The organism is Chitinophaga sp. HK235, assembly GCF_018255755.1.
In the GTDB taxonomy this organism is placed as follows: domain Bacteria; phylum Bacteroidota; class Bacteroidia; order Chitinophagales; family Chitinophagaceae; genus Chitinophaga.
On sequence record NZ_CP073766.1, the window covers coordinates 2,298,808 to 2,324,640 of the forward strand.

Genomic DNA, 25,833 nt, shown 5'->3' on the forward strand with positions numbered 1-25,833 from the left:
ACAGGGTCTGGTCCTATGATGAGTGATTATTGTTGTACGCCGGTGACAGTTACCCGGCCGTTGCTAAGCGTATAAGTCATGCCACTCAGATCTTTCAGCATTTCCATTGCTTCATCCAGTGAAGTTTTGTTGTCTATCCGGAGGTTGAAGCGGTATGGGGACATCATGCTACTATCATACACTACTTGTACCTGATAACGGTTTTGCAGAATACGGGCTACTTCGGCAAACGACACCTTCTGTAACGTGAGACTTCCCTGGCGCCAGTCGTCCTGTATACCTTCATTACGTGTAGCCGTCTGCGTTTCCAGCTGATATACAATCTGCTGACCAGTTTTCAGCACACCGAGTATATGACTGCTGTCAGACACCTGTACCATACCGGTTTCAACATTTACCTGTATATACTGCACTCCGCTGTAGGCTTTCACACTGAATTCAGTTCCCAGCACCTTAGCCTGTATACCGGCAGCAGTGCTGACAATGAAAGGATGTGATGCACCCGGAGCTACTGAGAAGTGAGCGAGACCGTCGACGATTTGTACATCCCGGCTTTTCTTCCCGAAGTGACTGACATAACGCAACCTTGATCCTGGCTCCAGCCATACAGCAGATCCATCCGGCAGTTTCAGGTAATGTATGTTTCTGCCTGCAGGAGCGGTTACTTCTGTATAAGATAAAGGTTCAGGTTTTCCACTGAAAAAGTATATCAAACCGCCTGTCGCCATCAGCACCAGGATAGCTGCAGCTGCACGCCAGTACATGCGCCGGACAGGCCTTTTCTCCGGTACAGGTTCAGCCACGACTGCAGTATGTTTCACTTCTTCCATCTCCGCCTGAATAGCCTCGAAAATGCCGGCTTTCATCGATTCCCGCATCACCTTCCGCTCGGCTTCATCATCAAACACAGGACCTTCCGCAGGAAATGCAGCATACCATCTTTCCAGGACAGCGCTTTCTTCCCTCGTCAGAATTCCGAGAGCGTACTTTTCAAGCAGCAGATCGATGATTTGTTGATCAGGGTGACTCATATGCTGTTATTTAATAGACAATCCTCAAATACCGGAAGTACTATGTTGAAGAAAAAAAATTTAATCTAAAAGGAAATTCCCCAGTCCCTCCCTCAGTTTTTTGAGCGCAGCGGAAAGCTGGTTTTTAACGGTTTGTTCTGACAGGGCGTGCTTTTCGGCGATTTCGCGGATAGAAAGACCATGGTCCCGGCTATCGATAAACAGCTGCCGCATTTTTTCGGGTAGCCGTTGCAGTTCCCTTTGATAACTGGCCTGTAAATCGGCACCAGCAATAGACTCTTCTGTTGAATGGGTAATCTCAGGCAGTTCCCGGCCTGCCAGCAAACAATACTTCTCCCGGGCCTGTTCCGATTTCAGGTGATTCAGTATCTTAAACCTGACAGCTACACGAAGATAGGCTTCCACAGATTCGGAGATCTGTATCTGTTCTCTTTTCTGCCAACAGTAAATAAATACCTCTTGAACAATATCTTTGGCGGCGGCTTTGTCGTACAAACGCCAGTAGGCGCTTTCATACAGGGTTTCCCAGTATCGCTCGTATATCTCTCCGAAAGCTTGCAGGTTGCCCTTCCGGACAAGCTGCCACAACTCAATATCCGGAGTTTGTTGAAGAATAGATGTTGACATGTAAGGAGAAAACTTCAGCGCCAAAGGTAGTAAAACGCTTGTTAAAAGTTCCTTAATCTGTTGAGTCCAACATCATTACCATCTTTTCGTTTAATACATAAAAAAACCTTCAGCTCCCTGGAACTGAAGGTTTTTGTTTCACCAATGCCGGATCAGCAGCACTCAGCAAGCCCTGCGAGTACAAATCACCATGGAGGGCAGCGGATCACAAGGATTCTCCGTCAAAGGGTCAGAAATTCTTGTTCCGGCCATCATAGCGGTTTGAGGAGCCATCAAAGGCGCCACAACTTTTTTGTTCAAACTGAGTTTGGGTAAATGAATTTTCTTTTTCATAGTTTTTCAATTAGATGTGAAAAAAACAGGTAGACTATTAAGGTAGGCTTAAATTCATGCGTTTACAATCCCGTAAAAGGGGGATTTTCCGGTGCGGCTAAACGACATACGGCGACCTTTCAGTCGCCGTATGTGATTCTCTTTGTTTTCGCTTCTTTTTAAATTAGATAGTCCAAAAACTTTTTCCCTATTTTTCTGTCGATAACGCCTTCTGACACATCAAATAATTCTATAAAATACATCTCGCAAGCGTGAGAAAAACCTTTTATCCTTTCAGAAGTGCTGTAAGCTTCCTTTCCCCTATTAGCTTGCCCTATTGAGGGATAAAGCAGGATAGCATGATCGGAATTAAACTGAACATTGTAAGTGAACATTTGCCGCAGATCATGATCAGACGGGTAGTTTTCATCTACTATCTTCCATTTTGTATCTATAACCACTCTATATTCAATATCTTCTCTTCTGAATTGGATAAGAATATCCGGGCGAATAGTCTTATGAGCCCAAAACAGTTGGCTATTTTGAGCTGTGACCGACAGTTCCCTTTCCTGGAATTCTCCTTCAGCTTCCTTAAGCATTTTATAGATAAACTTCTCAAAGAGAGCATTCATATCGAAAAGTAAAGCCAGAACTTGCTGCTGTCCTGCTTTAAAAGCAGGGCAATAATTAAGAATGATCATCTCAGCCAGCACTAACGCATCCTTATAAGCAAAGGTTTTACGATCAAACTTTAATTTGTCAAAGTCAGAAGGGATGCCTTTCCACGATTCAATATCCTCGAAATACAATAATAATTGCCTTGCATCTTGTGTTATATCAACAGTAAGAGAAGTATTGGTTATGATCTCTAATGCACTTTTGAGTATTCTATTATAAAGATTGTCTCTGCTGTAAGTGATATGCTCTGTAAAAAAGTGCTCTTTATGCAGGATATTATATTTCAGCTGTTTCTCTACCAATAACCGGCCTTTCAATACAGGCAGATTGGCCTGCACCCTTTTATATTTTTTGACGAGCCCGCCATGTATCAGTTTCTCTACCTCCTGTAAGAAAGTACGGAGATATACATCTAACAAACTAGTATTTCTGGTATGCTGGAATGCATTGGTAGTTTGATTCAGTTTGATATAACCTGCCTTTTGCAGCATTAACAACAATGCTCCCTGCCATTTTAAAATATCTTTCTTCCCACCGTTATTTTTTTTATCTGCTTTCGGCAAAATCTCAATTACTTTATCCCCTATCTGAATCAATCCAACATAAGATTTAAATATGACCATTTTATAGCCTATGGTGAAATATTTGCCTTTATGCTGGTCATTGTATTTAACGAGGCGATCAAAGTGGCGTGTTTCAAACCCCTGTTCTCCTATGCTTAGCCTGGAGTGCTCAAAAACAGAAATAACATTATTTGGGTTCATAAATATTTTTTATTGCCGCTATAAACACTTCATCGCTATCAAAATCATTAGCGCCCTTAATATGGTAAATAGTTCCGTCGTTTAGTTCATTTATATCATAACCTGGCACCTTTATTAGATCAATGCCACCTTGGGATACCGAATGTAGAAATGCTGTACCGATTACCAAACCGATGCGACCATGATCTCTATAAAAGTACTCCTGTAACAATGGTATTATCTTATTGAAAAAAGCGGTCTTTAAATCTGCTATAGAACGGACATTGATCAGATAAGCATGCCCAATCATATAATCCCTTCCCAGCAACCTTTCAATGCGTTTGTTGATAGTATCCAATAACAAACTCAGATTGACTCCATTTTCAAAGCTCTCCACTAAACCAATCAGGTATTTAATCTGAGATTCTGCAGGAGCATTTTCCTGACGCATAGGTCCCCAATAGGCTTCCTTTTCTTTTTCATTGTTCTTTTCTTCCGGAAACCCAAGCAATTTATAAAATGGGGTTTCCTTTTCTATATACTCCTTATTATCCCAGGTGTATTTTTCATTATCCCACCAAAACTGCCAGAGTACTCTTTCTGGTTTTAACAACGATGGTTCAGGCGACATTTCCTCGAACACAAAACGGCGTCTAAGAGCAGTATCCAGTGCTTCAACACTACGGTCTGCAGTATTCATGGTACCAACAATATACAGATTGGGAGGTAGTGTGAATCTTTCTTTACTATAAGGAAGTGTTACCACTATACTTTCCTTCCTCCCTATACGCTTATCGTCTTCAATCAGGGTAATCAATTCACCAAAGATTTGTGCGATATTTCCCCTGTTGATCTCATCAATAACCAGCACATAATTTTTTTTCTCCTTTTGTTCAGAATTTGTACCAACAAAAGATTTCAGCTTTTCCAGTACTCCGGGATAATAGATACCCACCCCTGTGACTCTGATTTCCCTTCTATTGTAGTAATAGTCCCTGAGTGTGCTAATACTCAGGGTATGTTTGGTCCCACCACTTGCTTTCTTAAACTTGATGGAAGATTTAGTAAACTCAGTTACTGTAAATTCCTTCCCCTCTGTTTTCATGCTAAACTTCATCGATGGATTTTCATCCCATTCATCCCGCAGCCGACTAAATGCCTCTTCAAATAACAGCTCACCCTTTGTTCCCTTTCGCGCATTCAGCCAGTTACTCAAAGCCAGATCGGCTATTTTCTTCAGGATACCTGATTCTACGTCATAGGCCACCTCTCTTTTATCATTCAATGTAGCCTTTACACCTTCAACGAAATCTTCATAGCTCATGCTTTGATGAAAGGTAACGAAAGCAATTTGTCCATTTTCCGGACTATCCCAGTCATCAATCAACAGTTCATCAAATCTGTCTTTTAATTCATTTCTATTACTGAATCGTTTAAAAAGACGTTTTTCTTTAATACCATCAGCAATAGCCACAGCCTTATTAATAGTATGATAAGTTTTTCCTGTTCCCGGTGGGCCATAGAGAATGAGGTTAGCAGGAAATTCATCTGTCAGATCCTCCGGATCGAAAGATAAAGCAGGTTCCTCATTACCAGTAGTCTGGCTCATAATACCATCTCTGTTAAAAATGAGCCTAATGTTATCACTATCGACAACACTGGTAATAATCGAGCGATAGGCTCCCCGGCCATCAAGAGAAAAGGGCTTGAAGTCTTTGTCCCAATTAACGATTAACCTTTGTCCATCATTTTTATTCTCTGTAACAGTTCCTAAAGCATATATATGTAATACCGATATAGTTTTACCGTTATCTTTACGGGTATAGGTAGTCTTTGCTGCCAATCGGGCACCAACAGGCACTTCATTAACCGTATGCTGAAATTTTTCTTCATCGCCGTTTTCCCAAATCCCATCTTTTAAAAAGCGGTCTAGTTGGCTTCCTTCAGTCCACTGAAATCCGACGCAGTAGTATTTGGTTTTAGTCTCCATAATTATAGTAACCTTTTTAATATTTTCTCTTATCGCAATTAAACGAGATGAAGTTTGCCAGACCTTTGCAGGCAGGATTAACGATAATACTACTTTCTACAGTACAATCAGAAGGATGCTAATCCCTGGCATAATCTATATTGTAGTGGTAATATTAAAGTAATATACCAAATTTTTTATTCGTATTGAGCCTTAATCAAATTGGTACCAAAAACTAATACAGAAAATAATAAAGCAACTAGATAAACTTTCATATGTTCATTTTAGTTAGTAATCTCTTTATTCAGTGTTAACTATGCCCACTCTCACATTAGATGGAAAAACGGATTACAAAAGTTATCCTTTTTTTCTATTTTTATTGCTATAACTAATATACAACCTATACAATATGATGAACTTAACTAAGTTAACCTCGCTGTCAGCTTCTATCCCATTGAGCTTTTTTACACAAAGCATGGCATTTAAAAATTTATTTTGCATCTTAAAAAGATCGCTGCTGCTAATATTTCTATTTCACTTATGTCCTACCTGCTTCTACGCCAGCGCACAAAACCCTACGGTAGTACGTCATCTCTATAGTGCCAACTCCGATAATTTTATATGGATCAAACTTGGAACACTTTCTATGCCGCAGGAAGGTTCAACTGCTACTATCAGGTTCCATGGAGGAAATGGCTATAATGGACTATTGGATCAGATGGGACAAACAGAACTGCATATCCGCACCAGTAACGGAGCTTCTATCCCAAGCGGTTATCCATTTAGTGCATATGCAACACGTACCGGTTATGCTGTTCCGGTATCCTTAATAAAGATTGTGCCCAATGTCTCAGGTGTAGCGGCTACCTCGTATGATATCTATATCTATCATGGTGGTTATGTTGGTTTCTCAATTTATGAAGTAGTAACTATCAGCGGTAATTATCAGGGGTATGAGCAAATAACAGCTGCTCCTGCCCAGGGATATGATGTTCCTTTTAACTTTACTGTACAAAATGATGTAAACCTGGGCAATGCCCTGCGGGTAAATTATGCTAATGGCAATGTAACGATTGGCTACCCATCAAAAAAATCGCAACTGATGGTTAATGGTGATGTTTTTGCCAATAAAATAAAAGTAAGCACAGACAACTGGCCGGATTATGTATTTAATCCTGAATTTGAGTTACGCCCCATATCTGATCTGGCCCGCTATATTGCTGAAAACAAACATCTGCCGGATTTACCGGCTGCAAATGAAGTAGAAACGAAGGGGCAGGATCTCGGAGAGATGAACAAAATTCTGCTGAAGAAGATTGAAGAAATGAGTTTGTATATTATTCAGTTAGATAAGCGGACAAAGGAATTGGAAGAAATAGTGAAACAGAAATAATGGCTGAATCGTCCTGAAAAAAATTTGACGGTTAATTAATTACCCCGGTCGTCAGAGATAATTAATTAACCGTCAATTTTTTTTCAGGACGATTTTCTTCAACTCTTCCCGCTGATCAGCTTCAGCACATATTCCATTTGCGTGTCGCGGTTCTGCATAAAGTCGTCAAAAGACGGCCACACAGTATGGTCTGGGATAATGCCCCTACCCTCCGGCTGATCGGGCTTCACGGGTGCATCCTGTATCACATACACGATAGAGAACTTCGTCTTTAGCTTTGAATGAGGAAGCTCATATATCAAGCCCATATGTCCGTTATGGCCATAATATCCCCCAACAGTCTCTACGCCCACGATAGTGACATTGCGTGCATAGGCCTTTACAAGAGAGGCCAGGTGCGATGCTGCAGAGGCCACATCTTCGTCAATAAGTAAATACAACTTCCCTTTGAAACCAGGGCTTTTAGGATGATAAACAGGATTGTACTTAGCGTTCTGCATACTTTTGCCATGCTCGAACGAGGGGAAATAATCTTTCAGCATCAGCTTTCCCTGGGCTTTGGATGCCGAATCCAATCTGGTTGCGGTGGATACGCCCCAGAAATACTTCTCGTACGGGAGGTCGTTGCCAAAGATATTATAGGCTGTTGTGTTCTCCAGGAAACTGGAATCTGTCAAGTACATCATCGGCTGCTCAAAGGTAGGATCGCTGCCGCCGGGGTTACCACGGATATCGAGGATGAGGTTAGGTATATTATTATTAGCAAGCACCCTGAACACACTGTCGATAAAAGATACATACACAGGGAACCTCGGATCATTCTCATCGTCGGCCATAGTGAATATCCGCAGGTTCAGCAGGCCAGTGGAAGGGTTCACCATCCTGAAGCTGTAGCTAGGTTGTACCTTGTAATTGATCACGCTATCTACCGGTGCACTGTGGCGCAATAACAGGCTGGCATTCCGTTCGTCCAGTGATACTGCGGGTACTGTCACCGTTTGTGGCTGGGTAGCGCCCGGTGCTGTAAACCGGATCACAAAGCTGTCCTTGACGCCGTACTCATACAGGTAACGCAGCCCGAAGCTCCTGTTTACGCTGCCTGCCTGTTTCTGTGTTTTTGTGAAGCCATCCGCCGTCATGTATTTATAAAAGGACTGCATCAACTGCCTGTCAGACACCCCATTAACGCTCAACACCCTTGCCCCTACAGGAATCTGGGCTGTTTTACTGTTAAAGATCATCTTGCCGTCAATGTATTTGAGGGCGAAAGGAAAGAAGCCGCGCTGCCGGTTGAGATAACCTACAAGTTCTGCCTGCGGCTCTGTATAGTTATGGCAGCTTCCTTCAAAATCGGTAAGCTGCAGGATGATCTTGTAAAAGTCCAGCGTGGACATGGGCTTGCGTGCCGCCGTGAAAGCCCATTTGTAAATGCTGTCTACCTGACTTTTTGTGTGATAGCGATACAGACCGGAGTTGGCTTTTTTTTGGATATCCAGGAACAACTGCAGATCCTGTTTCATTTCATCAGGACGAAGTTGCCTGTTGTAGATGACCATGCTGTCGACAGAGTGTTTGGACGGCCGGACTGCATTAGCAGATGACTGAGCCCAGCACTGGTGTGCGAACAGCAATAAAAATAATATTCTTTTCATACCTCTAATCTACTAAAACCCGGTAAAATCCCCCGTATAGTTTTATATTCACAACATCAGTTTCCTGCTATCACTGCCATCATTACCACTGGTAAAATTTCTTTTAAATATATTCCGCGAAATACTATATTTATCCATATGTTCATACATACGAACAATTAAGCAAATAAACCATCAGCCAGGATCAAAATAGCATCAAAACTGAACTATCAGCGACGAGGCCATTTTATTTAGTGAACAACGAACACAGATAAACAACTTATGCTCCACCGTTATGTAAAAGTTGCCGTTGGCATACTCACCGTTTTTACAGCCTGCAACGGGCATGTGCAACAACAGACAGCAGAAGTGATGCCCGATACCGTGGATTATAATTTCCACATCCGGCCGATCCTATCGGACAGGTGCTTTGCCTGCCATGGTCCGGACGCCAACAAACGCGAAGCCGGCCTGCGACTGGACATTGCTGACAGCGCCTATAAAGCACTGAAGGAAACACCCGGCGTGCACGCATTGGTGCCCGGCAACCCACTGGCATCTGCAGTATATCAACGTATCAGCACCACTGATACTGCTATGCGTATGCCGCCGCCCTCCACCAACATTACGCTTAGTCCATTTGAGGTCAAACTGATCGAAAAATGGATCAGACAAGGCGCCAGGTACAAACCTCACTGGGCATTTGTGGCCCCGGCTGCCCCAGCCCTGCCGGACGCAGGGACCAGCAAATGGGCACGTAATGAAATCGATCTGTTTACATTCTCCCGGATGAAAGAAAAGGGACTCTCTCCCAATCCTCCGGCTGATCATGAGCGGCTGTTAAAACGTCTCTGTCTCGACCTTACCGGTTTACCACCCTCCCTGGACCGCATGGTGCGTTTCGCCAAAGATACCAGCGAGAAAGGTTATGAAAGTATGGTGGATGAACTGCTGGCAGATAGCGCTTACGGTGAAAAAATGGCCGTTCACTGGATGGACGTAGCCCGCTATGCAGACTCACATGGTTACCAGGACGACAACTACCGCAGCATGTGGCCCTGGCGGGATTGGGTTATCCATGCGTTTAACAGCAATCTCCCTTACAAGGATTTCATCACCTGGCAGCTTGCAGGAGACATGATACCCAATGCCTCCCGTGAACAACTGCTCGCATCGGGCTTTAACCGCAATCATAAAATAACCGAAGAAGGGGGCGTAATAGATGAAGAATATCGCATTGAATACGTTACAGACCGTACCAACACATTTGGCAAAAGTTTGCTGGGCATTACCATCGAATGTGCTCATTGCCATGATCACAAATATGATCCCTTCTCACAAAAAGAATATTACGAGCTGTTCGCTTTCTTTAACAATGTAAAGGAAGTAGGGCTGGAATCCACCGTAGGCGGCCCTGAAACCTATGCTAAGAAGCCTTACATGGAGATCACCCGCGAAGATCTCAATGGCATATTGCACTTTATCAACAAACAGGATACGAACAGGCTGATCGTTTCTGTGATGGGAGAAAGAGATACCGTACGAAAAACGTATATACTTGGCCGTGGTAATTATGATAACCCGACAATTGAAGTAACACCCGGCACACCTCATTCAGTCCTCCCGTTCAATACAAGCGCCTACCCTTCTACCCGTCTCGGCCTGGCCGGATGGTTGTTCGATAAAAAGAACCCACTGACCGCACGCGTTTACGTCAATCAGCTATGGCAGGAAGTTTTCGGCCGCGGCATTGTGAAAAGTACCGGTGACTTCGGCATGCAGGGCGACCTTCCAAGTGATCCCCGGTTGCTCGACTGGCTCTCAGTGGACTTTATGCAGCATGGATGGAATATCAAACGGCTGATGAAACAACTGGTGATGTCTGCCACCTACCGGCAATCGGCTTCATTACCAAAAGAAAAACTGCAGACAGACCCGGAAAACATTTACCTCTCCCGGGGGGCGCGCTTCCGCCTTCCCGCAGAAACCGTGCGCGATCTTGTGCTGGCAACCAGCGGATTACTGGTGAAAAAAATTGGCGGCCCTAGTGTAAAGCCTTACCAACCCAAAGGCCTGTGGGAAATGGCCACTTCCGGCAGAGGTCAGCTTAGCACCTACCGGCAGGACCATGGCGAAAGCCTTTATCGTCGCGGACTTTATACATTCATCAAAAGAACAGTGCCCCCACCATCGATGATGATTTTTGATGCAAGTAACCGGGATCAATGCGAGATAAAACGTTCCGTTACCAATACACCCCTGCAGGCACTTGCCATGCTGAATGACCCGACAGTGCTGGAAGCAGCCAGGGTACTTGCTTCCAGGCTCCTGCAACAGGGTGGTAACACGGACAGGAATATTCAACAGGCCTTCCGTATGATCGTATGCCGTACACCACAACCGCAGGAGGTGAGCATCCTGTCGAAATACTACGGGCAACAACAGGACTTTTACAAAAAACAGCCGGCGCAGGCAGCCAGATTGCTGCACCACGGAGAATCGGCCATGGCAGAAAACCTCGACCAGGCTTCATGGGCAGCCATGATGCAGGTGATCACCACTATTTACAACCTGGAAGAAACACTGTCCAAAACATAGATCGCAGTACTATCATTCTTCTAAAAAAAGTATCATGAAAAATGAATTTATAGAGCGGCACCTGAACATGAATCGTCGTAAATTCCTGTCAGGGCTCAGCATGGGTATAGGCAGCGTGGCATTGGGTTCCCTGCTGATACCGGACCTCTTCGGGAAGAGCAGTGAAAGTGAAGCGCCCTTCATACCTGGCATGCCACACTTTGCTCCCAAAGCAAAACGCATCATCTACCTGTTCCAGAACGGCGCCCCCTCCCAGCTGGAAAGTTTTGACTATAAACCGAAACTCCGCGAGATGATGGGGCAGGAACTGCCTCCTTCCATACGCATGGGTCAACGCCTGACCGGCATGACTGCCGGACAGACTTCCTTTCCGCTGGTCGGATCTTATTTCGACTTCCGGCAATACGGAGAATCCCGCGCATGGATCAGTGATCTTTTCCCCCACACTGCCAGTATCGTAGATGATATTTGTATTGTAAAATCGATGTTCACCGAGGCCATCAACCATGACCCTGCACTCACCTTCTTTCAGACAGGCGCACAGCAGGGAAACCGTGCCAGTTTCGGCTCCTGGATGAGTTATGGACTGGGCAGCGAAAATAAAAACCTGCCTGCCTTCTGTGTATTACTGTCACGCGGCAAAGGAAACGGACAAGGCGTGTATTCCAAATTATGGTCCAACGGCTTCCTGGACAGTATACACCAGGGCGTACAGTTCAGCAGCGGCGATAGCCCCGTACTATACCTCAATAATCCTGAAGGTATCGATCCTGCCAACCGCCGTCAGATGCTGGACCAGCTGGCAGCTCTCAACGACCGCTCCTACAGGGAATTTGGCGATCCTGAGATCACCACCAAAATACAGCAGTACGAAATGGCCTACCGCATGCAAACAGCTGTTCCCGAGCTCACCGATCTTTCCAAAGAACCTGACGACATCATAAAGTTGTATGGCCCTGATTGTCTGACACCAGGCACATTTGCCGCCAACTGCCTGCTGGCCAGAAAACTGTCTGAAAGCGGTGTACGGTTCATCCAGTTGTACCACCAGGGATGGGACCAACACGGTAATCTCCCCAATGAAATGGCCGGACAAGCCAGAGACGCAGACCGTGCCTCCGCCGCACTGATCACTGATCTCAAACAACGCGGCCTGCTCGATGAAACCCTCGTGATATGGGGTGGCGAGTTTGGCCGTACCAACTATTGTCAGGGCAAAATGACCGCTGAGAACTACGGTCGCGACCACCATCCACGCTGCTTTTCCATCTGGATGGCCGGTGGCGGCGTAAAACCCGGCATCGTTTACGGAGAAACCGACGAGTTTGGATACAACATCATCAAAGATCCGGTCCATGTACACGATTTTCATGCTACCGTACTGCATTTGATGGGGCTGGACCACGAAAGACTGACATTTAAACACCAGGGCCGCCGCTACCGGCTTACAGACGTAGCAGGAAAAGTAATCCCCGGCTTAATGGCCTGATAAAAATATATTATGGAAAGAAGAAAATTCATACAGGCGGCGACGTTATCTGCCGCATCCTTTTATATCTCGCGTGATCTTTTTGCCCGCCCCAAATCACCGGTTTACGGCCATAACCAAATGCGCTATACACTGGACACCAGGTGGGGAACCCTCAACAGCAGCCGCTTCCCGGTAAAAGACTGTCATGAAATGGTGCAGGATACAAAAGGTCGCATTATCCTCCTTACCAACGAAACCAAAAATAACGTGCTGGTTTATAACAAATCCGGCAAATTACTCGATAACTGGGGCCATGAATTCCCCGGTGCCCACGGCCTTACACTGGCCGATGAAAATGGCGAAACATTTCTCTTCATTACAGACACAGAAAAACATCAGGTCTATAAAACGACGATGGATGGCAGGATTGTAATGACCATCGATACCCCGATGGAAAGCGGTGTCTATAAAAAGAAAGAAGAGTTTGTTCCAACAGAAACAACCGTAACAGCAAATGGCGACTTCTACATCGCCGATGGCTATGGAGCTCAGTATGTAGCTCACTACGACCGTACCGGCAAGTTGCTGAATATTTTCGGTGGACGTGGCGAAGGCGATGCACACCTCGACAATGCCCACGGCATTTGCGTAGACAGCCGCCAGGGAACTCCTACCCTGCTGGTAACAGATAGGACCCGCAACTGCTTTAAACGTTTCAGTATGAGTGGACAGCTGCTGGAAGTGATACCACTGCCCGGTGCCTGCGTATGCCGGCCGGTAATAAAAGGCGATCACCTGTATGCGGCAGTGTTGAGATCACCGGATATGAACCTCAGTGGCAGCGGATTTGTGACCATTCTTGATAAAGACAATAAAGTGGTGTCCAACATCGGTGGTACTGCTCCCGTATATGTCAACAACCAGCTGCAACCCATGCGCCAGGCAGAGAAGATCTTCGTTCATCCCCACGATGTATGCGTGGACAATGACGAAAACCTGTATGTTGCGCAATGGAGCTCCGGTAAAGTATACCCTTATAAACTCAGGAGGGTATAATGAAGTGGAATTTTAACAAGTGGCAAAAAACGGGTAGTTATCTGCTGTTTGCCTGCAATATTTTCGTACTGTTTCTGCTCGCAGCCGGCTCCAGGGTGATAGTGCCTGCCTGGCTTCAGGTGGCAGGACGTATGCATCCCCTGTTGCTGCATTTCCCGATTGTGCTGTTGATCATCGGCACCCTGCTGACATTTATCCGTTTGCATGATCCCGCGGCCGCCAGGTGGAAAATACAGCTGACTGCCGCCCTGTTGCTGGCGGGCGCACTCAGTGCAGCCGTGACCGTTATTATGGGCCTGTTTCTCAGCCGGGAAGAAGGTTATACGGCCCAGGGAGATCTCTTCTGGCATCAATGGGGTGGCGTACTGGTATTGTGGGCCGCATCTGCCTCTTATTGGCTGAGAGCCTCCGCCAGAGAATGGCTGCCAAAATCCTTTGCGATCACCACCACAGCGCTGCTGATGCTTACCGGACACCTGGGCGCTGATATTACCCATGGCGACAACTTCGTGTTCGCCCCTGTAATGCCTGCATCACAGGGGCCTGATGTTCCATTGGAGAAGGCACTGGTATACGAACATATAGTAAAACCCATATTGCAGGAGAAATGCATGAGCTGTCACAATGCAGGCAAGGCCAAAGGTGGTCTGTCTATGGAACAGGCAGACAAGCTATTGTCCGGAGGTCGCAGCGGCAAGCTGTTGGTCCCTGGCAATCCTGCATCCAGTCTCCTGATGACAAGGCTGCATCTTGCCTCCGAAGACAAAAAACATATGCCTCCCGCAGGCAAACCACAGCTTACGCTAGAAGAAACGGCTTTGCTGTACTATTGGATCAAAGGAGGTGCAGACCTTAAAAAAAAGGTAGCTGAATTGCCTGCGCACGACAGTCTCCGTCTGCTGGCCGAAACCCGCCTGCAGCCTGTGACCGCAAAGGAACCAGTATATGATTTCGCCGCGGCAGATGAAAAACTCATTCATCAGTTGAACAACAACTACCGTGTACTCTATCCCGTAGCCACGAATGCCGCGCCACTCGTGGCAAACTGGTATAACAAGGATAAGTTCACCATCACGTCTGTAAAGGAACTGCTGCCTGTTAAAGAACAACTGATAGAAATGCACCTGCAAAAGATGCCTGTTTCCGATGCAGACCTCGAAATGCTATCGCAGTTCCGTCAACTGCGGGTACTTAACCTGAGCTTTACCAATATCACCGGGAAAACGCTGTCAGTACTTGCCAAACTTCCACACCTGCAAAGTCTTTCATTGTCAGGCACCCCTGTCACACTCCTTCATCTCACCACGTTGAAAACAGCGCCAGCCTTAAAAACGTTGTATGTATGGAACACTTCTCTGTCGAAGGCCGATCTTCAGCAGGCACAGAAAACTTTCAGTCATGTAACACTGGTAAAAGGCTTTACCAATGATAACGGGGAACAGCTAAAACTCAGCCAACCTGTATTACTCAATACAGTCGCGGTATTCAAAGCCAATATGTGGCTGTTGCTGAAACATCCGGTAAGAGGCGTGGAAATACGTTATACCACAGATGGCACACCACCCGACAGCGTACATTCCCCTGTATTTAAAGACAGTATTTTACTGACAGAGAATACCACTGTCCGCGCCATAGCCTGCAAACCAGGCTGGTATGCCAGTGACCCTGTCCAGTTTTCATTCGGTAAAACTACTTACCGGCCAGACAGCATCATACTGCTGAATCAGCCGGAGGGATCATATACCGGCAATGGCGCCGGTACCCTGACCGACGGACAAAAAGGAGGCATGGACTACAACAACGGCAAATGGCTGGGCTATTCCAACAAAACACTGGAAGCAGAACTGCTGTTCCGGCAGGCAGTACCTTTAAAAGCTGTATCCATCAGTACCTTCAGGAATATTGGCGCATTTATTTTTCCACCACAGAAAATTGAAATATGGGGAGGGCCAGACAGACATCATCTCCGCTTGCTGAAAAGAATCACCCCTGAACAAGGAAAGAAGGATGATCCCAATATGCCCGTTACCTACGACTGTAGCTTTGCTCCAGTACAAGTGTCCTGTGTCAAAATTATGCTAACACCGGTGGCCAGCTTGCCTGCATGGCATCCGGGAAAAGGGAAACACGGATGGGTATTTGTAGATGAGCTGATGTTTAACTAGTGTATTATCCAATAAAAATCGTTTATCATAAAAGGGGCCGTCTCAAAACAAGAGACGGCTTCTTTTTTATAAATTCCGGTTGTTATAATGATTCTCCAGTTTCCATTTTTAGAAGTGAAGGGTTAACCTGATTTTATGCTGTTTTCTTTCTAAGATTGTGTGCCATAGCCATTAATCCCATTTCGATTGACACTTTATCCATCCCTTTTAGCATAAATCTTTTAAAGCCATGATTATGCTTAATATTTGCGAAGACAGATTCCACGTCATGGCAACGTTGTTTACGCTTCTGTATTCCTTTTCTTCCTTTTAATCGTTTGTCAGCCAGCGCCTTAAGACGATTTAGATTATGATTTACTTCTATGATGCGATTTGTTTGTTGATCATGACACATCTGCCGTAATGTACATCCTTCGCATGTTCTGGCTTGATAAGTAGTTATTGTTTGCCCGTAACCGTTTTTAGTTGTTTTTGGGAACGTACTTTTTCTACGCATTCGCTGGCCGGCAGGGCAGATATAGTGGTCCTTTTCAGCATTGTAGGGTAGGTTTTGGGCCTTGAACATTTCCCTGGTTTTAGTTGACCGGTGCTGGTTGCGATCGAAGGAAGCATGCTTAACATAAGCCGTAATTCTCCTGTTTTCCAGCCATTGATAGTTCTGTTCGCTGCCATACCCTGCATCCGCTGTAATATTGGCGGGCACTCGTTTATATAACCGTATATACTGCAGGAGATGACTGATTAAAGTTGATGTATCCGTGGACTGCTGATGAAGGCTGTAATTGACGATGTATTGATTATTAGTACTTATCTGGAGATTATAAGCTGGTTTAAGCTGACCATTCTTCATATGATCTTCCTTCATACGCATAAAGGTAGCGGCGGGATCTGTTTTGCTATAGCTATTGCGGTTAGAGCCTATTATTTGTTCCTGTTGCTCATACTTATCCAACGCTGAAGGCCAGTTACGGTGAGCATATCCCAGCTTTTGTCTGATCCGCTTGTCTATGGGTTTTTCTTTGAGGGCGTCATTGATGGCCGCTATTGTTTTACTGACTTTTTCACTGTCGATTTTGTCATATCCGGATGGGTCCGTATCATCACCCAATTCTGAAGCTGCCACTGATTGTGCATATTTCCACAAGTCATTAAGCTGCTGTTTTATTTTTTCTTTACTGTACTTAATGCCATTGCTCCATACAAAACTGTAGCGATTTGCCTGCGATTCTATCTTTGTCCCGTCAGTGTACAGTTCTTTTATGTTCAGTAAGCCTTCTTCGCATAACAACAATACCACCTGGGTGAATATAGGTTGTAATACCTTTTGCAAGCGTTCACCACGGAACCTGTTGATCGTATTATGATCGGGTTTACTCATACCACTAAGCCACATAAAGTGGATGTTCTGGCCTAGTGCCTCCTCTATTTTACGGCTACTGTAAATGTTATTTATATAAGCGTAAATAAGGACTTTCAATAACATCCTGGGATGGTAACTGCTGGTTCCTCCTGCTTTATAACGCTTCAGCAATAAAGTTATATCGATCTTTTCTATTACGTCATCCACCACACGAACTGGGTGATTCTCGGCTATCAGATCCCCAATCTCGGGAGGGAAAAGCATAGCCTGGTGCTGCTGATTGGCTTTAAAGACTACTGATAGTGTTTTTCCTTTGGGCATACTATAAAAACGGAAAAAGCTACCCCGCAGATTTCCCCCCCCAAAAAAAAGAAGGGAGTGTCTTTTGAGACACCCCCTTTTATGTATTATCCAGTGCCGGCCAATTTGTTTTAGCTCACCACATCACTCAATGCCTGGAAAATATTTAACGGGTATTCCGCCAGCCGGTTACATAAATAGAGGTACCACTCTTTTCCATATACGAAATACAATTTGGTGGGATATCCTTCTTCTTTTAATTTTTCCAGTTGGGTTGTCTGGATCCCATACAGGCTCTCGAATTCATAGCAGCCTTTGTCTGGATTATATTGATGAATCAGCTCCTTTGCCCTTTGTTGTATTTTATCATGGTGGGTAGCAATTGAACAGAGATGGCCTTCAGACAATAATTGCGCAACATAGTCAAGGTATACTTCATCCAATTGTTCCCCCCTGGGCATAGACAGATGGGGCTCGGTTTCAAACGCGCCTTTTACGATCCTGATACGGCCGGGTTCCTTCAACAATTCAGCGAAATCGTCTTTTGACCTGTACAGATAGGCCTGCAGCGTAATACCCACGTTGGCGTATTCTTTCACAGCCCGTTTATAGGTCTTTATGATGGCATCCGTCCGGTCTGTTCCTTCTGCACTGATGATGACCTCTGTTGCATGCAGGGCGGCCTGCGAGCAGATAGCCATCAAGTTTTCAAAACACAGGTCTTCCGAAACAGCCAGTCCGATATGGGAGAGGTCAAGAGAAAGGGTGGAATACAGATTTTGTTGGCTGATTTCCTGCGCTATCTTAATAAATTCATTGGTAGCCTGGATGGCCTCCTGCTCATTCCTGGTGCTCTCACCCATAAATTCAATGGAACATTTAAATCCTTGTTGGTTCTGTTGAATCACCTTTGCAATAGTTTCTCCCATTGTTTCTCCACCGATATATCTGTCAGCTGCTTTTTTCAATACATTGAATAAAACATCATTCCCTAACAGAAATTCCTTGGCGCGTTCATCTAACGCCGCTTTTTTCAGTGCTGCCGATCCTATACTTAATAACTGGTCCATGGATTTTATATTTTATTGATCAAATTTAAAGATAATACCTGAGCTGCCGAGCAACATGTTTTGACGCTCATCTGCTGATGCTGATATCTGTATTGCGCTGATTATTTTACTAATGGCTTACCAAACACAAAAAGCCTTCAAATCAAAAGACTTGAGGGCTTTTAGATAGATAGTGATCCTGCCGGGATCCTTCCCTAGGTTTTGAAAGAACTTCTAACCACTAAAAATATACGAAAAACCCTTGCTAAATAAGCACAAACGGATACAAAACAAATTTTGCTATCTAAACCACGCGCATATACGCTTTTGATACGGCTTTGATCCGGACCGGAAATCCACCTGGGCCTAAACATTCTCCGCAATACGGGTATGTTATTACTGATTTCAGATTGATCATTGTATTTGCCATGATGTTATCAGTTTACCTATCGCCCCACCTCTGCCGCTGTGGCTCGCCCTCGCTTGGCCCCAGAGCCTGCGCTCTGGCTACCGCCGCAGCAGGCCGTGCCTTCCATCTATGTCTGGCCAGGAGCAGACGGGGGCGAACAAAGTGGGTATTGGCATCAGAGATTCTGTTACAACTTCCATTAATTGAGATACAAGTACCTTAAAATTACTGCCGAACTTTGTCCTGTCAAACAATAGTAATTATAGGAAGAAATTTTCGGTCCGGTTTTCCTCGTTTTATCTTATAAAAACTATGATGAGATATTGCAAAAAATCATTTTTGGCAGTGGATGTATTAATGATACTCTGATGCACGTCACCAGCGAATATCTTCCCTTTGACGGCATTGGAAACTACCACGGCGAGTTCGGCTTAAAAGGGTAATGTAAAACGAGAAATTTATCAACAACCCAAAATGTAAATGGAATAGTATGCAAACAATATTAGGCGCCAACGGACAGATTGGCGAAGAACTGGCAAGAGAGCTGAAAAGAAATTTCACTTCCGAAATCCGGATTGTAAGCCGGGAGGCTAAAAAAATAAACGATACCGATGCAGTTTTTTCCGCGGATTTATCCGTCAGAGAAAAAGCCATTGAAGCGGTAAAAGGCAGTGAAATAGCTTATTTCACCTTAGGGCTTCCAATAAGTTCCGACCTGTGGGAAAAGCAATTTCCGCTGATTACAAGAAACGTAATTGATGCCTGCAAAATCAACGGCACAAAGCTGGTATTTTTTGACAATACTTATATGTATCCGCAGGATGGCCGCATGCTTACTGAGCAAACGCCATTCGCACCTATAGGAAGGAAAGGCAGGGTAAGAAAAGAAATAGCAGAAATGCTTCTGAAGGAAATGGAAAACGGGCAAATAGAAGCCGTCATCTGCCGTGCCCCGGAATTTTACGGCCCCGGAAAAACGCAGAGCATTACCAATACTTTAATCTTCAACAACATTAAAGAAGGTAAAAAACTGAAAGTGCCGTTGCGGGATGATAAAATAAGAAGCCTGATATGGACACCCGATGCGAGTCGGGCAACAGCGCTAATTGGCAATACACCTGATACTTTTGGACAAACCTGGCATTTGCCGGTTGATGACAGCAAACCAACTTACAAACAATTTATCACCCTGGCTTCACAAATCTTTGGAATGGAACTGAAATACTCCGTGGTACCGAAGTTTGTCTTTAAAATAGGCGCACTTTTCAATGATAGGCTCAAAGAATTGGAGGAGCTGCTTCCAAGATATGAGCATGACAATATTTTCGATGATTCAAAATTCAAAAAGCGTTTCCCGGAGTTTGCAGTAACCAGCTATAGACAAGGGATAGAGCAGATAAAGAAAGGATATCAGGCTCCGCAATACTAACAGTTTCTGCCGAAAAAGCAGATGGGATATTTCGTAAATTGGAAGTAAAAAGAGCCGCACAGAAATGCACCTGGAAGGTTTTTCACACGTTTAGAAAATAAATAAGTAAACAAATGAAAGTGCCCAATAAAATATCGTCCATCAGTGTATTGCATAATTATTTAAAGCTCAGAAAGCCTTCAAATCCGCTCATCAGCGTGTTCGATTTTAAGGATGTAACGATAGAACCCGAAACAATTTTAAGTGCAGTAACCACAGATTTCTATGTAGTAGCTTTAAAAAAAGATTGTGCCGGAGGCAAATGTAAATATGGTCAGCAATATTATGATTTTGAAGAGGGGATTATGTACTTCATTGCCCCCCAGCAGGTATTGCAGTTCGAAGATATTTTACTTTCTGAAGCGAAAGGAGCGGTTCTGGTAGTGCACCCCGATTTTTTACAAGGTTACTCTTTGGCGGCGAAAATTAAAGACTATGGCTATTTTTCGTATGCCAGCAATGAAGCCCTGCACCTTTCCGAAAGGGAAGAAAAATCCATTATGAACATTATTGAAAACATCAGCCGGGATATAGATGCCAATATGGATGCTTTTACGCAGGATTTGTTAGTATCCAATATTGATTTGCTGTTGAAATATTGCGATCGTTTTTACAACCGCCAGTTCCTGACCAGGAAAAAAGCCAGCAGCGATTTGCTTATCAAATTAGAAAATTTGCTGGATGATTATTTCAAAAGGGACAAACCGGCTGTCAGCGGCATACCCACAGTTCAATTCATAGCAAAAGAACTGAACCTTAGCCCCAATTACCTGAGCGATATGTTGCGGGTCCATACCGGGCAAACTACACAACAGCACATCCAAAACCGGGTGATAGAAAAAGCAAAAGAGCTGCTGTCCACTACTGCAATGTCCGTTTCCGAGATTGCCTGGAATTTACAAGTAAGAGGTGGTCTCTGCTGTATAGAAACCACCTCTTTTGTATTTATTTTCTATTTAATCTTTCTATCATTAAAGACGAAAAGCTTCTAACTCCTACCCTTATACATTCTTCATCAACATTAAAATCAGGAGCGTGATTCATCGCAATGATTCCTTTATTAAAATTAGAACCTCCTAAGAAGAAATATACACCAGGTACTTTTTGTTGAAAATAAGTAAAATCATCATTAAAATATGGTACTTGCCCATAATCCGGTGCCATTAAATCAGGACCATAGATTTGATTTAATGTATTTATCGCCTCAGTAGTCAGTTTTATATCATTTTGGACTATTGGATTTTCAGGTATAAATGTAACTGACAACAGTTTATCCTTGTATTTAGTTTCTCCAATTAATCGCTTGATTTTAGGGATGATGCTTTGAAGGTTTGATTGATTTGTCTCATACAAATACGCTTCTAAAAAAAACTCATCTTTTTCCGAATAGATATTGAAATTCTCATCCATGATCAGGTAGTCTTTATAAATAGTATTGGGACTAATTAACCCAATTTTAGAGTCAACTATATGCTGTAATTCCCATGGCTTACTATTCGGTTTGGAACGAGATAAAGAAGTATAAATTAATTTAGCAAGCTCTCTTCCTTCTTCTTTAGATAAATCATTTTTCAGTTTTATCCTTATTCTTTTCTGATAGGCAAACATTTCATTTGGTTTCACCATAATTTGGCCTACAGGTAAGGGAGTAATATGCAAACCATAAATCTCGTCAGGATGTATTTTGGAAAATAGGCCATTGGCAATCATTTCTCTGGCTCCAACAAATGTTTCTTCTTCCGGCTGAAAAATGAAATACATAGTTCCATTTATCGCCTCTTTGTTTTTGGCCATAATTTCTGCAATTCCCAGTCCAATTGCCATATGTACATCATGCCCACAACCATGCTGCACTCCATTTACTTTAGATTTGAAATCTACTTTATCGGGAAACCCATTCGGTAAAGCATCCATATCTGCTCTCCATGCTATCTTTCTGCCTGGTTTATTTCCTTTTAGAATTCCTATAACACTGTGTCCATAAATTCCTGTATCAACCTCCATCCCTAAATCCTTCAAATATTGCGCTATTACTTTCTGCGTACGTATTTCTTTACCTGCCAATTCCGGGTTTGTGTGAAAACCTCTTCGGGTACTAACCAGTTTATCATAAATTTCATCAGTTTGTATGCTAACTAATTTATGTATGGAGGCCTTTTCTCCCCTGAGTTGCCAACCACCCAGGGCTATTAACAATAATAATAATAAAGCTCTAATTTTCATACTTATGTTTTTCCGGGTCGAATTAAAGCAGTAATATAATTCAGGAGGTTATGATGCTGCAAATTGATGTGATGAATAGTAAAAATTATGTGACCAAAATGCCGTATGTCGTTATAAATATCGTAAAACAGAAGTCAGAAGTCTATGACTTCTGACACAGCAGTTATACTATTCCATCGACACTACCACTTTTCCCAGATATTGTCCTTTCAAATAATAACGATAAGCCTCCTTTGCTTCTATAAAAGGAAACACCCTATCTATTACGGGTCTGATTTTATGTATTGCAACAGCGTTGTTCATCTCCTGCTGATGTTGCCGATTCCCAGCAGCAATTACTCGTATATTGGCCGCCGTAGTTAACAGCATATTCAGATTTATTAAAGGATCACCAGTGGCCACCGAACCTATCAGGTTGATCTGACCAGTTAAATATACCGACTTAATTGACTGAACTAAAGTGCCGGCACCACCTACTTCTATTACATGATCCGCTCCCCTGCCACCTGTCATGGCTCTCACTGCTTTATGCCACTCCGGTTCTTCTCTGTAATTTATTACCTCATCCGCACCTAAGTGACGAAGGAATTCCATTTTATCAGCAGTGGAAGTAGTTGCAATCACGCGAGCACCCGCAGCTTTGGCAAACTGCAACGCCATCGTAGCAACCCCACCGGTACCCAACGTCAGTACTGTCTGGCCAGCTAATAAACCAGCCCCTCCAAATAAGGCGTTCCAGGCGGTAACGCCTGCACATGGATATACAGCAGCTTCTACGTAGCTTAGGTGATCCGGAATGCGTACTACTGCTGCAGCCGGCAGCAATTTGTACTCAGTGAGCATACCATCTAAAGCACCGCCAAGCTGCCCGGAAAACTCAAACTGGAATGGCCCCGATTGCCAATAAGGAAACATGACCCCAGCTACGCGGTCACCCACTCTAAAATTAAGGACCTCCTCTCCAACTGCTATAATTTCCCCTACGCCATCCGCCATGGGAATAAATGTATCTTTCACCGGAAGAGGATAGCTTCCTGTTTCTATTATCATGACTTCCCGGTAATTAAATGCCGCAGCCTTCACCTGAATAAGTACTTCCAGGGGCCCTGGCGCATTAACCACCTGTGATACAATTCGTAAACTATCTGCACCTTTTGCCTTGTCTGCCAGATAAGCCTTGCTAATAATGTTGTTCATTTTCATTTTATTTTCAGCAAATGTCATGCGCCCCGTGCAGACAGACAATAACGGAAAATTTTGTTCGTATCTTTATCTATGCGAAAGTTACAATCTACCAATACCAGCAACCTGCAGCAATTGGTTAATCTATGCCCCATTTCTTACACGATCACTGTTATGGGAGGCAGATGGAAGGCGCTCATCATTGACAGGTTGTTAAAACAACCTATGCGTTACAGTGAGCTAAAAAAATCCATTCCATTAATTACAGAAAAGGCACTCACACTACAATTAAAGGAATTGGAACAAGATGATCTAATTCTAAAGATCGTTTACCAGGAAAAACCTCCCCGAATTATTGAATATCAGTTGACAGAAAAAGGAAAATCATTATCCCCTGTACTTACCGCATTATATGAATGGGGTAAAGTAAATAATCAGCCAATTTTTGCGGAGCTGGCATCTTAGATTTTCATGGGTGAGGAGAAAAAAGGAAATACTAAACATAGTTTATTTGTATCTTTTTGTATGAATTTCTTTTTATTGAGTCGTCCTAAAATCTGTCAACCTATTTTAGGACGACTCAGAATGGTCCTTCTCTGTTAAACAGCATAGTACCTGGTCCGGCACAGCTTACGATGGGTTAAAAAAAGGACAGGTCCACAAAATTGTGAACCTGTCCTACCACATTTTTATCTTATGGTGTAATTATCAATTGTAACCTTTATTCTGTTCCAGGTGGCTGATGTCGAGTTCTCTCTGCGGGATAGGTAATACGTTGCGGTTATTACCTGGTTCCTGTGTGAGTGGTTTCCAGTGGTCAGCAGCAGCTCTTACAAGTGTTTCCTTTCTCCTGAGAATATCGAAGAAGCGGAAGCCTTCACCATACAGTTCTTTTCTGCGTTCGTTCACTATTTCAGTTTTCAGCACATCGCCGGTGTTGATGGATTTCACCGCGGTAGGAATAGCCCTCCGCTGTACTTCAAACAGTGCCGTTTGTGCAGCATCGGTATTATTCAGTTCTGCTTCAGCCTCTGCTTCGATCAGATACATTTCAGCAGAGCGGATCAATGGAAGATCCAGGTCCAGCGTTTTTCTGAAGTAGAACTTATTCATCAGGTATCCATCACGGGAGAACATGATTTTATCACGTTGAAGCGCTTCATCTTCAGCTTTGCCGCTTTTCACTTTAGCTTCATTTACAAAGAACTGTTTCTTACGGATATCATCATCGCCAAAGAGCGTGAGGAACGATTTGGATGCACGGAAAGTGCTGTATCCAAGGTTGTAAGGTTCCTGGAATGATGCCAGCATCAGGAAGCCGGTGTTATCATCCGTACGGTAATTCAGGCCCCAGATCCACTCAGGTGTTTTATCTACAAAACCTTTCAATAAGGTAGCACCTGGCTCCAGTGAGAAACCAGCCCGTGCTTTTTTGGCATAGCTGCTCGCTTCAGTCCATTTACCCATATCCAGGTACAGGCGCGCCTGAAGTGCATATACCGCATTGATCGTAATACGGTAGCTATTGCTGCGTTTAGCAGACAGATTCTGCTCTGCAAACTTCAGGTCTTCGAGCATGAAAGCATAAATGTCTTTCACTGAAGAACGGGCCGGAGTTGGATCATCTTTTTTCAGCGGTTTGTCTACTTTGGGAATACCAATGCCATCCGGGTTTACAGCATAAGGCTGCGCATACAGGCGAACCAATTGGTGATTGGCCCATGCCCTCAATACTCTTGCCTCAGCCATATAATCATTCTTTACATCATCAGCAACGGGCGATGTCGGCAGCTTGGAAATCGCCTGGTTGCAGTTGGAGATCATCTCAAATGCTCTTTTCCAGAATACAAAGGAAAGTGCGCCGGTTCCACCGTTGGCAATTTCTGTAAACTGGTACTCGGTAACAAAGCGGTTATAGTTACCAGAGCTTACCACCAGCAGGTCACCACCTTTCACATCTGTAGTGAGCATGATATGGTTGGTAAACTGATTTTGCTGCATCAGGTCGTATAACCCGATCATGGCGGCATTTACACGTGATGGCGAGGTGAAGGACTCGTTGGATTCAATTGACCTTGCCGGCAAGGTGTCAAGATAAGATTTCTTACAGCTGGAAAATGCGAGACCTGCTACAAGTGTATATGTTATATATAAATTCTTCTTCATTT

Annotated in this window: 19 protein-coding genes; 8 read left to right on the plus strand and 11 right to left on the minus strand. The window is 44.0% G+C overall.

What is annotated here, in order from left to right; genetic code table 11:
• Window positions 1–26: 26 nt before the first annotated feature.
• The 5 genes from KD145_RS07615 to KD145_RS07635 all read right to left on the minus strand — a co-directional run bounded on the left by KD145_RS07615 (window position 27) and on the right by KD145_RS07635 (window position 5,381).
• Window positions 27–1,031: a FecR family protein gene (locus KD145_RS07615; RefSeq protein WP_212005311.1), complete on the minus strand. Its 1,005-nt coding sequence runs from the start codon at window positions 1,029–1,031 to the stop codon at window positions 27–29.
• A gap of 60 nt (window positions 1,032–1,091) precedes the next feature.
• Window positions 1,092–1,658 (minus strand): RNA polymerase sigma factor, encoded by a 567-nt coding sequence (locus tag KD145_RS07620; protein ID WP_212005312.1) that lies wholly within the window; start codon window positions 1,656–1,658, stop codon window positions 1,092–1,094.
• 162 nt (window positions 1,659–1,820) lie between these two features.
• On the minus strand, window positions 1,821–1,991 hold the full coding sequence (locus KD145_RS07625) for a class I lanthipeptide (protein ID WP_212005313.1): 171 nt from the start codon (window positions 1,989–1,991) through the stop codon (window positions 1,821–1,823).
• 158 nt (window positions 1,992–2,149) lie between these two features.
• Window positions 2,150–3,412 carry an McrC family protein gene (locus tag KD145_RS07630; RefSeq protein ID WP_212005314.1) on the minus strand — a complete coding sequence of 421 codons (1,263 nt, stop codon included), beginning with the start codon at window positions 3,410–3,412 and terminating at the stop codon, window positions 2,150–2,152.
• Window positions 3,399–5,381: an McrB family protein gene (locus tag KD145_RS07635; RefSeq protein ID WP_212005315.1), complete on the minus strand. Its 1,983-nt coding sequence runs from the start codon at window positions 5,379–5,381 to the stop codon at window positions 3,399–3,401. The genes KD145_RS07630 and KD145_RS07635 overlap by 14 nt, the downstream gene beginning before the upstream one ends.
• Before the next feature lie 388 nt (window positions 5,382–5,769).
• On the opposite strand from KD145_RS07635, the gene KD145_RS07640 reads away from it, so the two are divergent.
• On the plus strand, window positions 5,770–6,753 hold the full coding sequence (locus tag KD145_RS07640; RefSeq protein WP_212005316.1) for a hypothetical protein: 984 nt from the start codon (window positions 5,770–5,772) through the stop codon (window positions 6,751–6,753).
• 98 nt (window positions 6,754–6,851) lie between these two features.
• On the opposite strand, the gene KD145_RS07645 is transcribed toward KD145_RS07640, so the two are convergent.
• Window positions 6,852–8,405 (minus strand): S41 family peptidase, encoded by a 1,554-nt coding sequence (locus KD145_RS07645; protein WP_212005317.1) that lies wholly within the window; start codon window positions 8,403–8,405, stop codon window positions 6,852–6,854.
• A 261-nt stretch (window positions 8,406–8,666) separates the two neighbouring features.
• On the opposite strand from KD145_RS07645, the gene KD145_RS07650 reads away from it, so the two are divergent.
• The 4 genes from KD145_RS07650 to KD145_RS07665 are packed head-to-tail and all read left to right on the plus strand — an operon-like array spanning window position 8,667 to window position 15,674.
• Window positions 8,667–10,982 carry a PSD1 and planctomycete cytochrome C domain-containing protein gene (locus tag KD145_RS07650; RefSeq protein ID WP_212005318.1) on the plus strand — a complete coding sequence of 772 codons (2,316 nt, stop codon included), beginning with the start codon at window positions 8,667–8,669 and terminating at the stop codon, window positions 10,980–10,982.
• A 34-nt stretch (window positions 10,983–11,016) separates the two neighbouring features.
• Window positions 11,017–12,471 (plus strand): DUF1501 domain-containing protein, encoded by a 1,455-nt coding sequence (locus tag KD145_RS07655; RefSeq protein ID WP_212005319.1) that lies wholly within the window; start codon window positions 11,017–11,019, stop codon window positions 12,469–12,471.
• A gap of 12 nt (window positions 12,472–12,483) precedes the next feature.
• Entirely contained in the window at window positions 12,484–13,509 is a 1,026-nt protein-coding gene (locus tag KD145_RS07660; RefSeq protein ID WP_212005320.1) for a 6-bladed beta-propeller, read from the plus strand.
• On the plus strand, window positions 13,509–15,674 hold the full coding sequence (locus KD145_RS07665; RefSeq protein ID WP_212005321.1) for a c-type cytochrome domain-containing protein: 2,166 nt from the start codon (window positions 13,509–13,511) through the stop codon (window positions 15,672–15,674). The genes KD145_RS07660 and KD145_RS07665 overlap by 1 nt, the downstream gene beginning before the upstream one ends.
• A 133-nt stretch (window positions 15,675–15,807) precedes the next feature.
• On the opposite strand, the gene KD145_RS07670 is transcribed toward KD145_RS07665, so the two are convergent.
• Window positions 15,808–17,355: an IS1182 family transposase gene (locus KD145_RS07670; RefSeq protein WP_212002661.1), complete on the minus strand. Its 1,548-nt coding sequence runs from the start codon at window positions 17,353–17,355 to the stop codon at window positions 15,808–15,810.
• A gap of 110 nt (window positions 17,356–17,465) precedes the next feature.
• Complete coding sequence (locus KD145_RS07675) at window positions 17,466–18,404, minus strand: proline dehydrogenase family protein (protein ID WP_212005322.1); 939 nt, start codon at window positions 18,402–18,404, stop codon at window positions 17,466–17,468.
• Window positions 18,405–19,282: 878 nt separating this feature from the next.
• Between KD145_RS07675 and KD145_RS07680 the strand changes: the two genes are divergently transcribed.
• Window positions 19,283–20,221 (plus strand): NAD-dependent epimerase/dehydratase family protein, encoded by a 939-nt coding sequence (locus KD145_RS07680; protein ID WP_212005323.1) that lies wholly within the window; start codon window positions 19,283–19,285, stop codon window positions 20,219–20,221.
• A 113-nt stretch (window positions 20,222–20,334) separates the two neighbouring features.
• The gene (locus KD145_RS07685) at window positions 20,335–21,252 is read left to right on the plus strand and encodes an AraC family transcriptional regulator (protein ID WP_212005324.1); all 918 of its coding nucleotides are present in this window, start codon (window positions 20,335–20,337) and stop codon (window positions 21,250–21,252) included.
• Here the strand turns inward: KD145_RS07685 and KD145_RS07690 are convergent.
• Window positions 21,206–22,483 carry a M20 family metallopeptidase gene (locus KD145_RS07690; protein ID WP_212005325.1) on the minus strand — a complete coding sequence of 426 codons (1,278 nt, stop codon included), beginning with the start codon at window positions 22,481–22,483 and terminating at the stop codon, window positions 21,206–21,208. The two genes, KD145_RS07685 and KD145_RS07690, sit on opposite strands and share 47 nt — an antisense overlap.
• A gap of 168 nt (window positions 22,484–22,651) precedes the next feature.
• A complete protein-coding gene (locus tag KD145_RS07695) occupies window positions 22,652–23,707 on the minus strand; it encodes an NAD(P)-dependent alcohol dehydrogenase (protein ID WP_212005326.1) in 1,056 nt (351 codons plus the stop codon).
• A 132-nt stretch (window positions 23,708–23,839) separates the two neighbouring features.
• Here KD145_RS07695 and KD145_RS32235 point away from each other — a divergent pair, with 132 nt between their 5' ends.
• Window positions 23,840–24,130: a helix-turn-helix domain-containing protein gene (locus KD145_RS32235; RefSeq protein ID WP_256441282.1), complete on the plus strand. Its 291-nt coding sequence runs from the start codon at window positions 23,840–23,842 to the stop codon at window positions 24,128–24,130.
• Window positions 24,131–24,373: 243 nt separating this feature from the next.
• On the opposite strand, the gene KD145_RS07705 is transcribed toward KD145_RS32235, so the two are convergent.
• Window positions 24,374–25,831, minus strand: a complete 1,458-nt coding sequence (locus tag KD145_RS07705) for a RagB/SusD family nutrient uptake outer membrane protein (protein WP_212005327.1) — start codon at window positions 25,829–25,831, stop codon at window positions 24,374–24,376.
• Window positions 25,832–25,833: the final 2 nt, after the last annotated feature.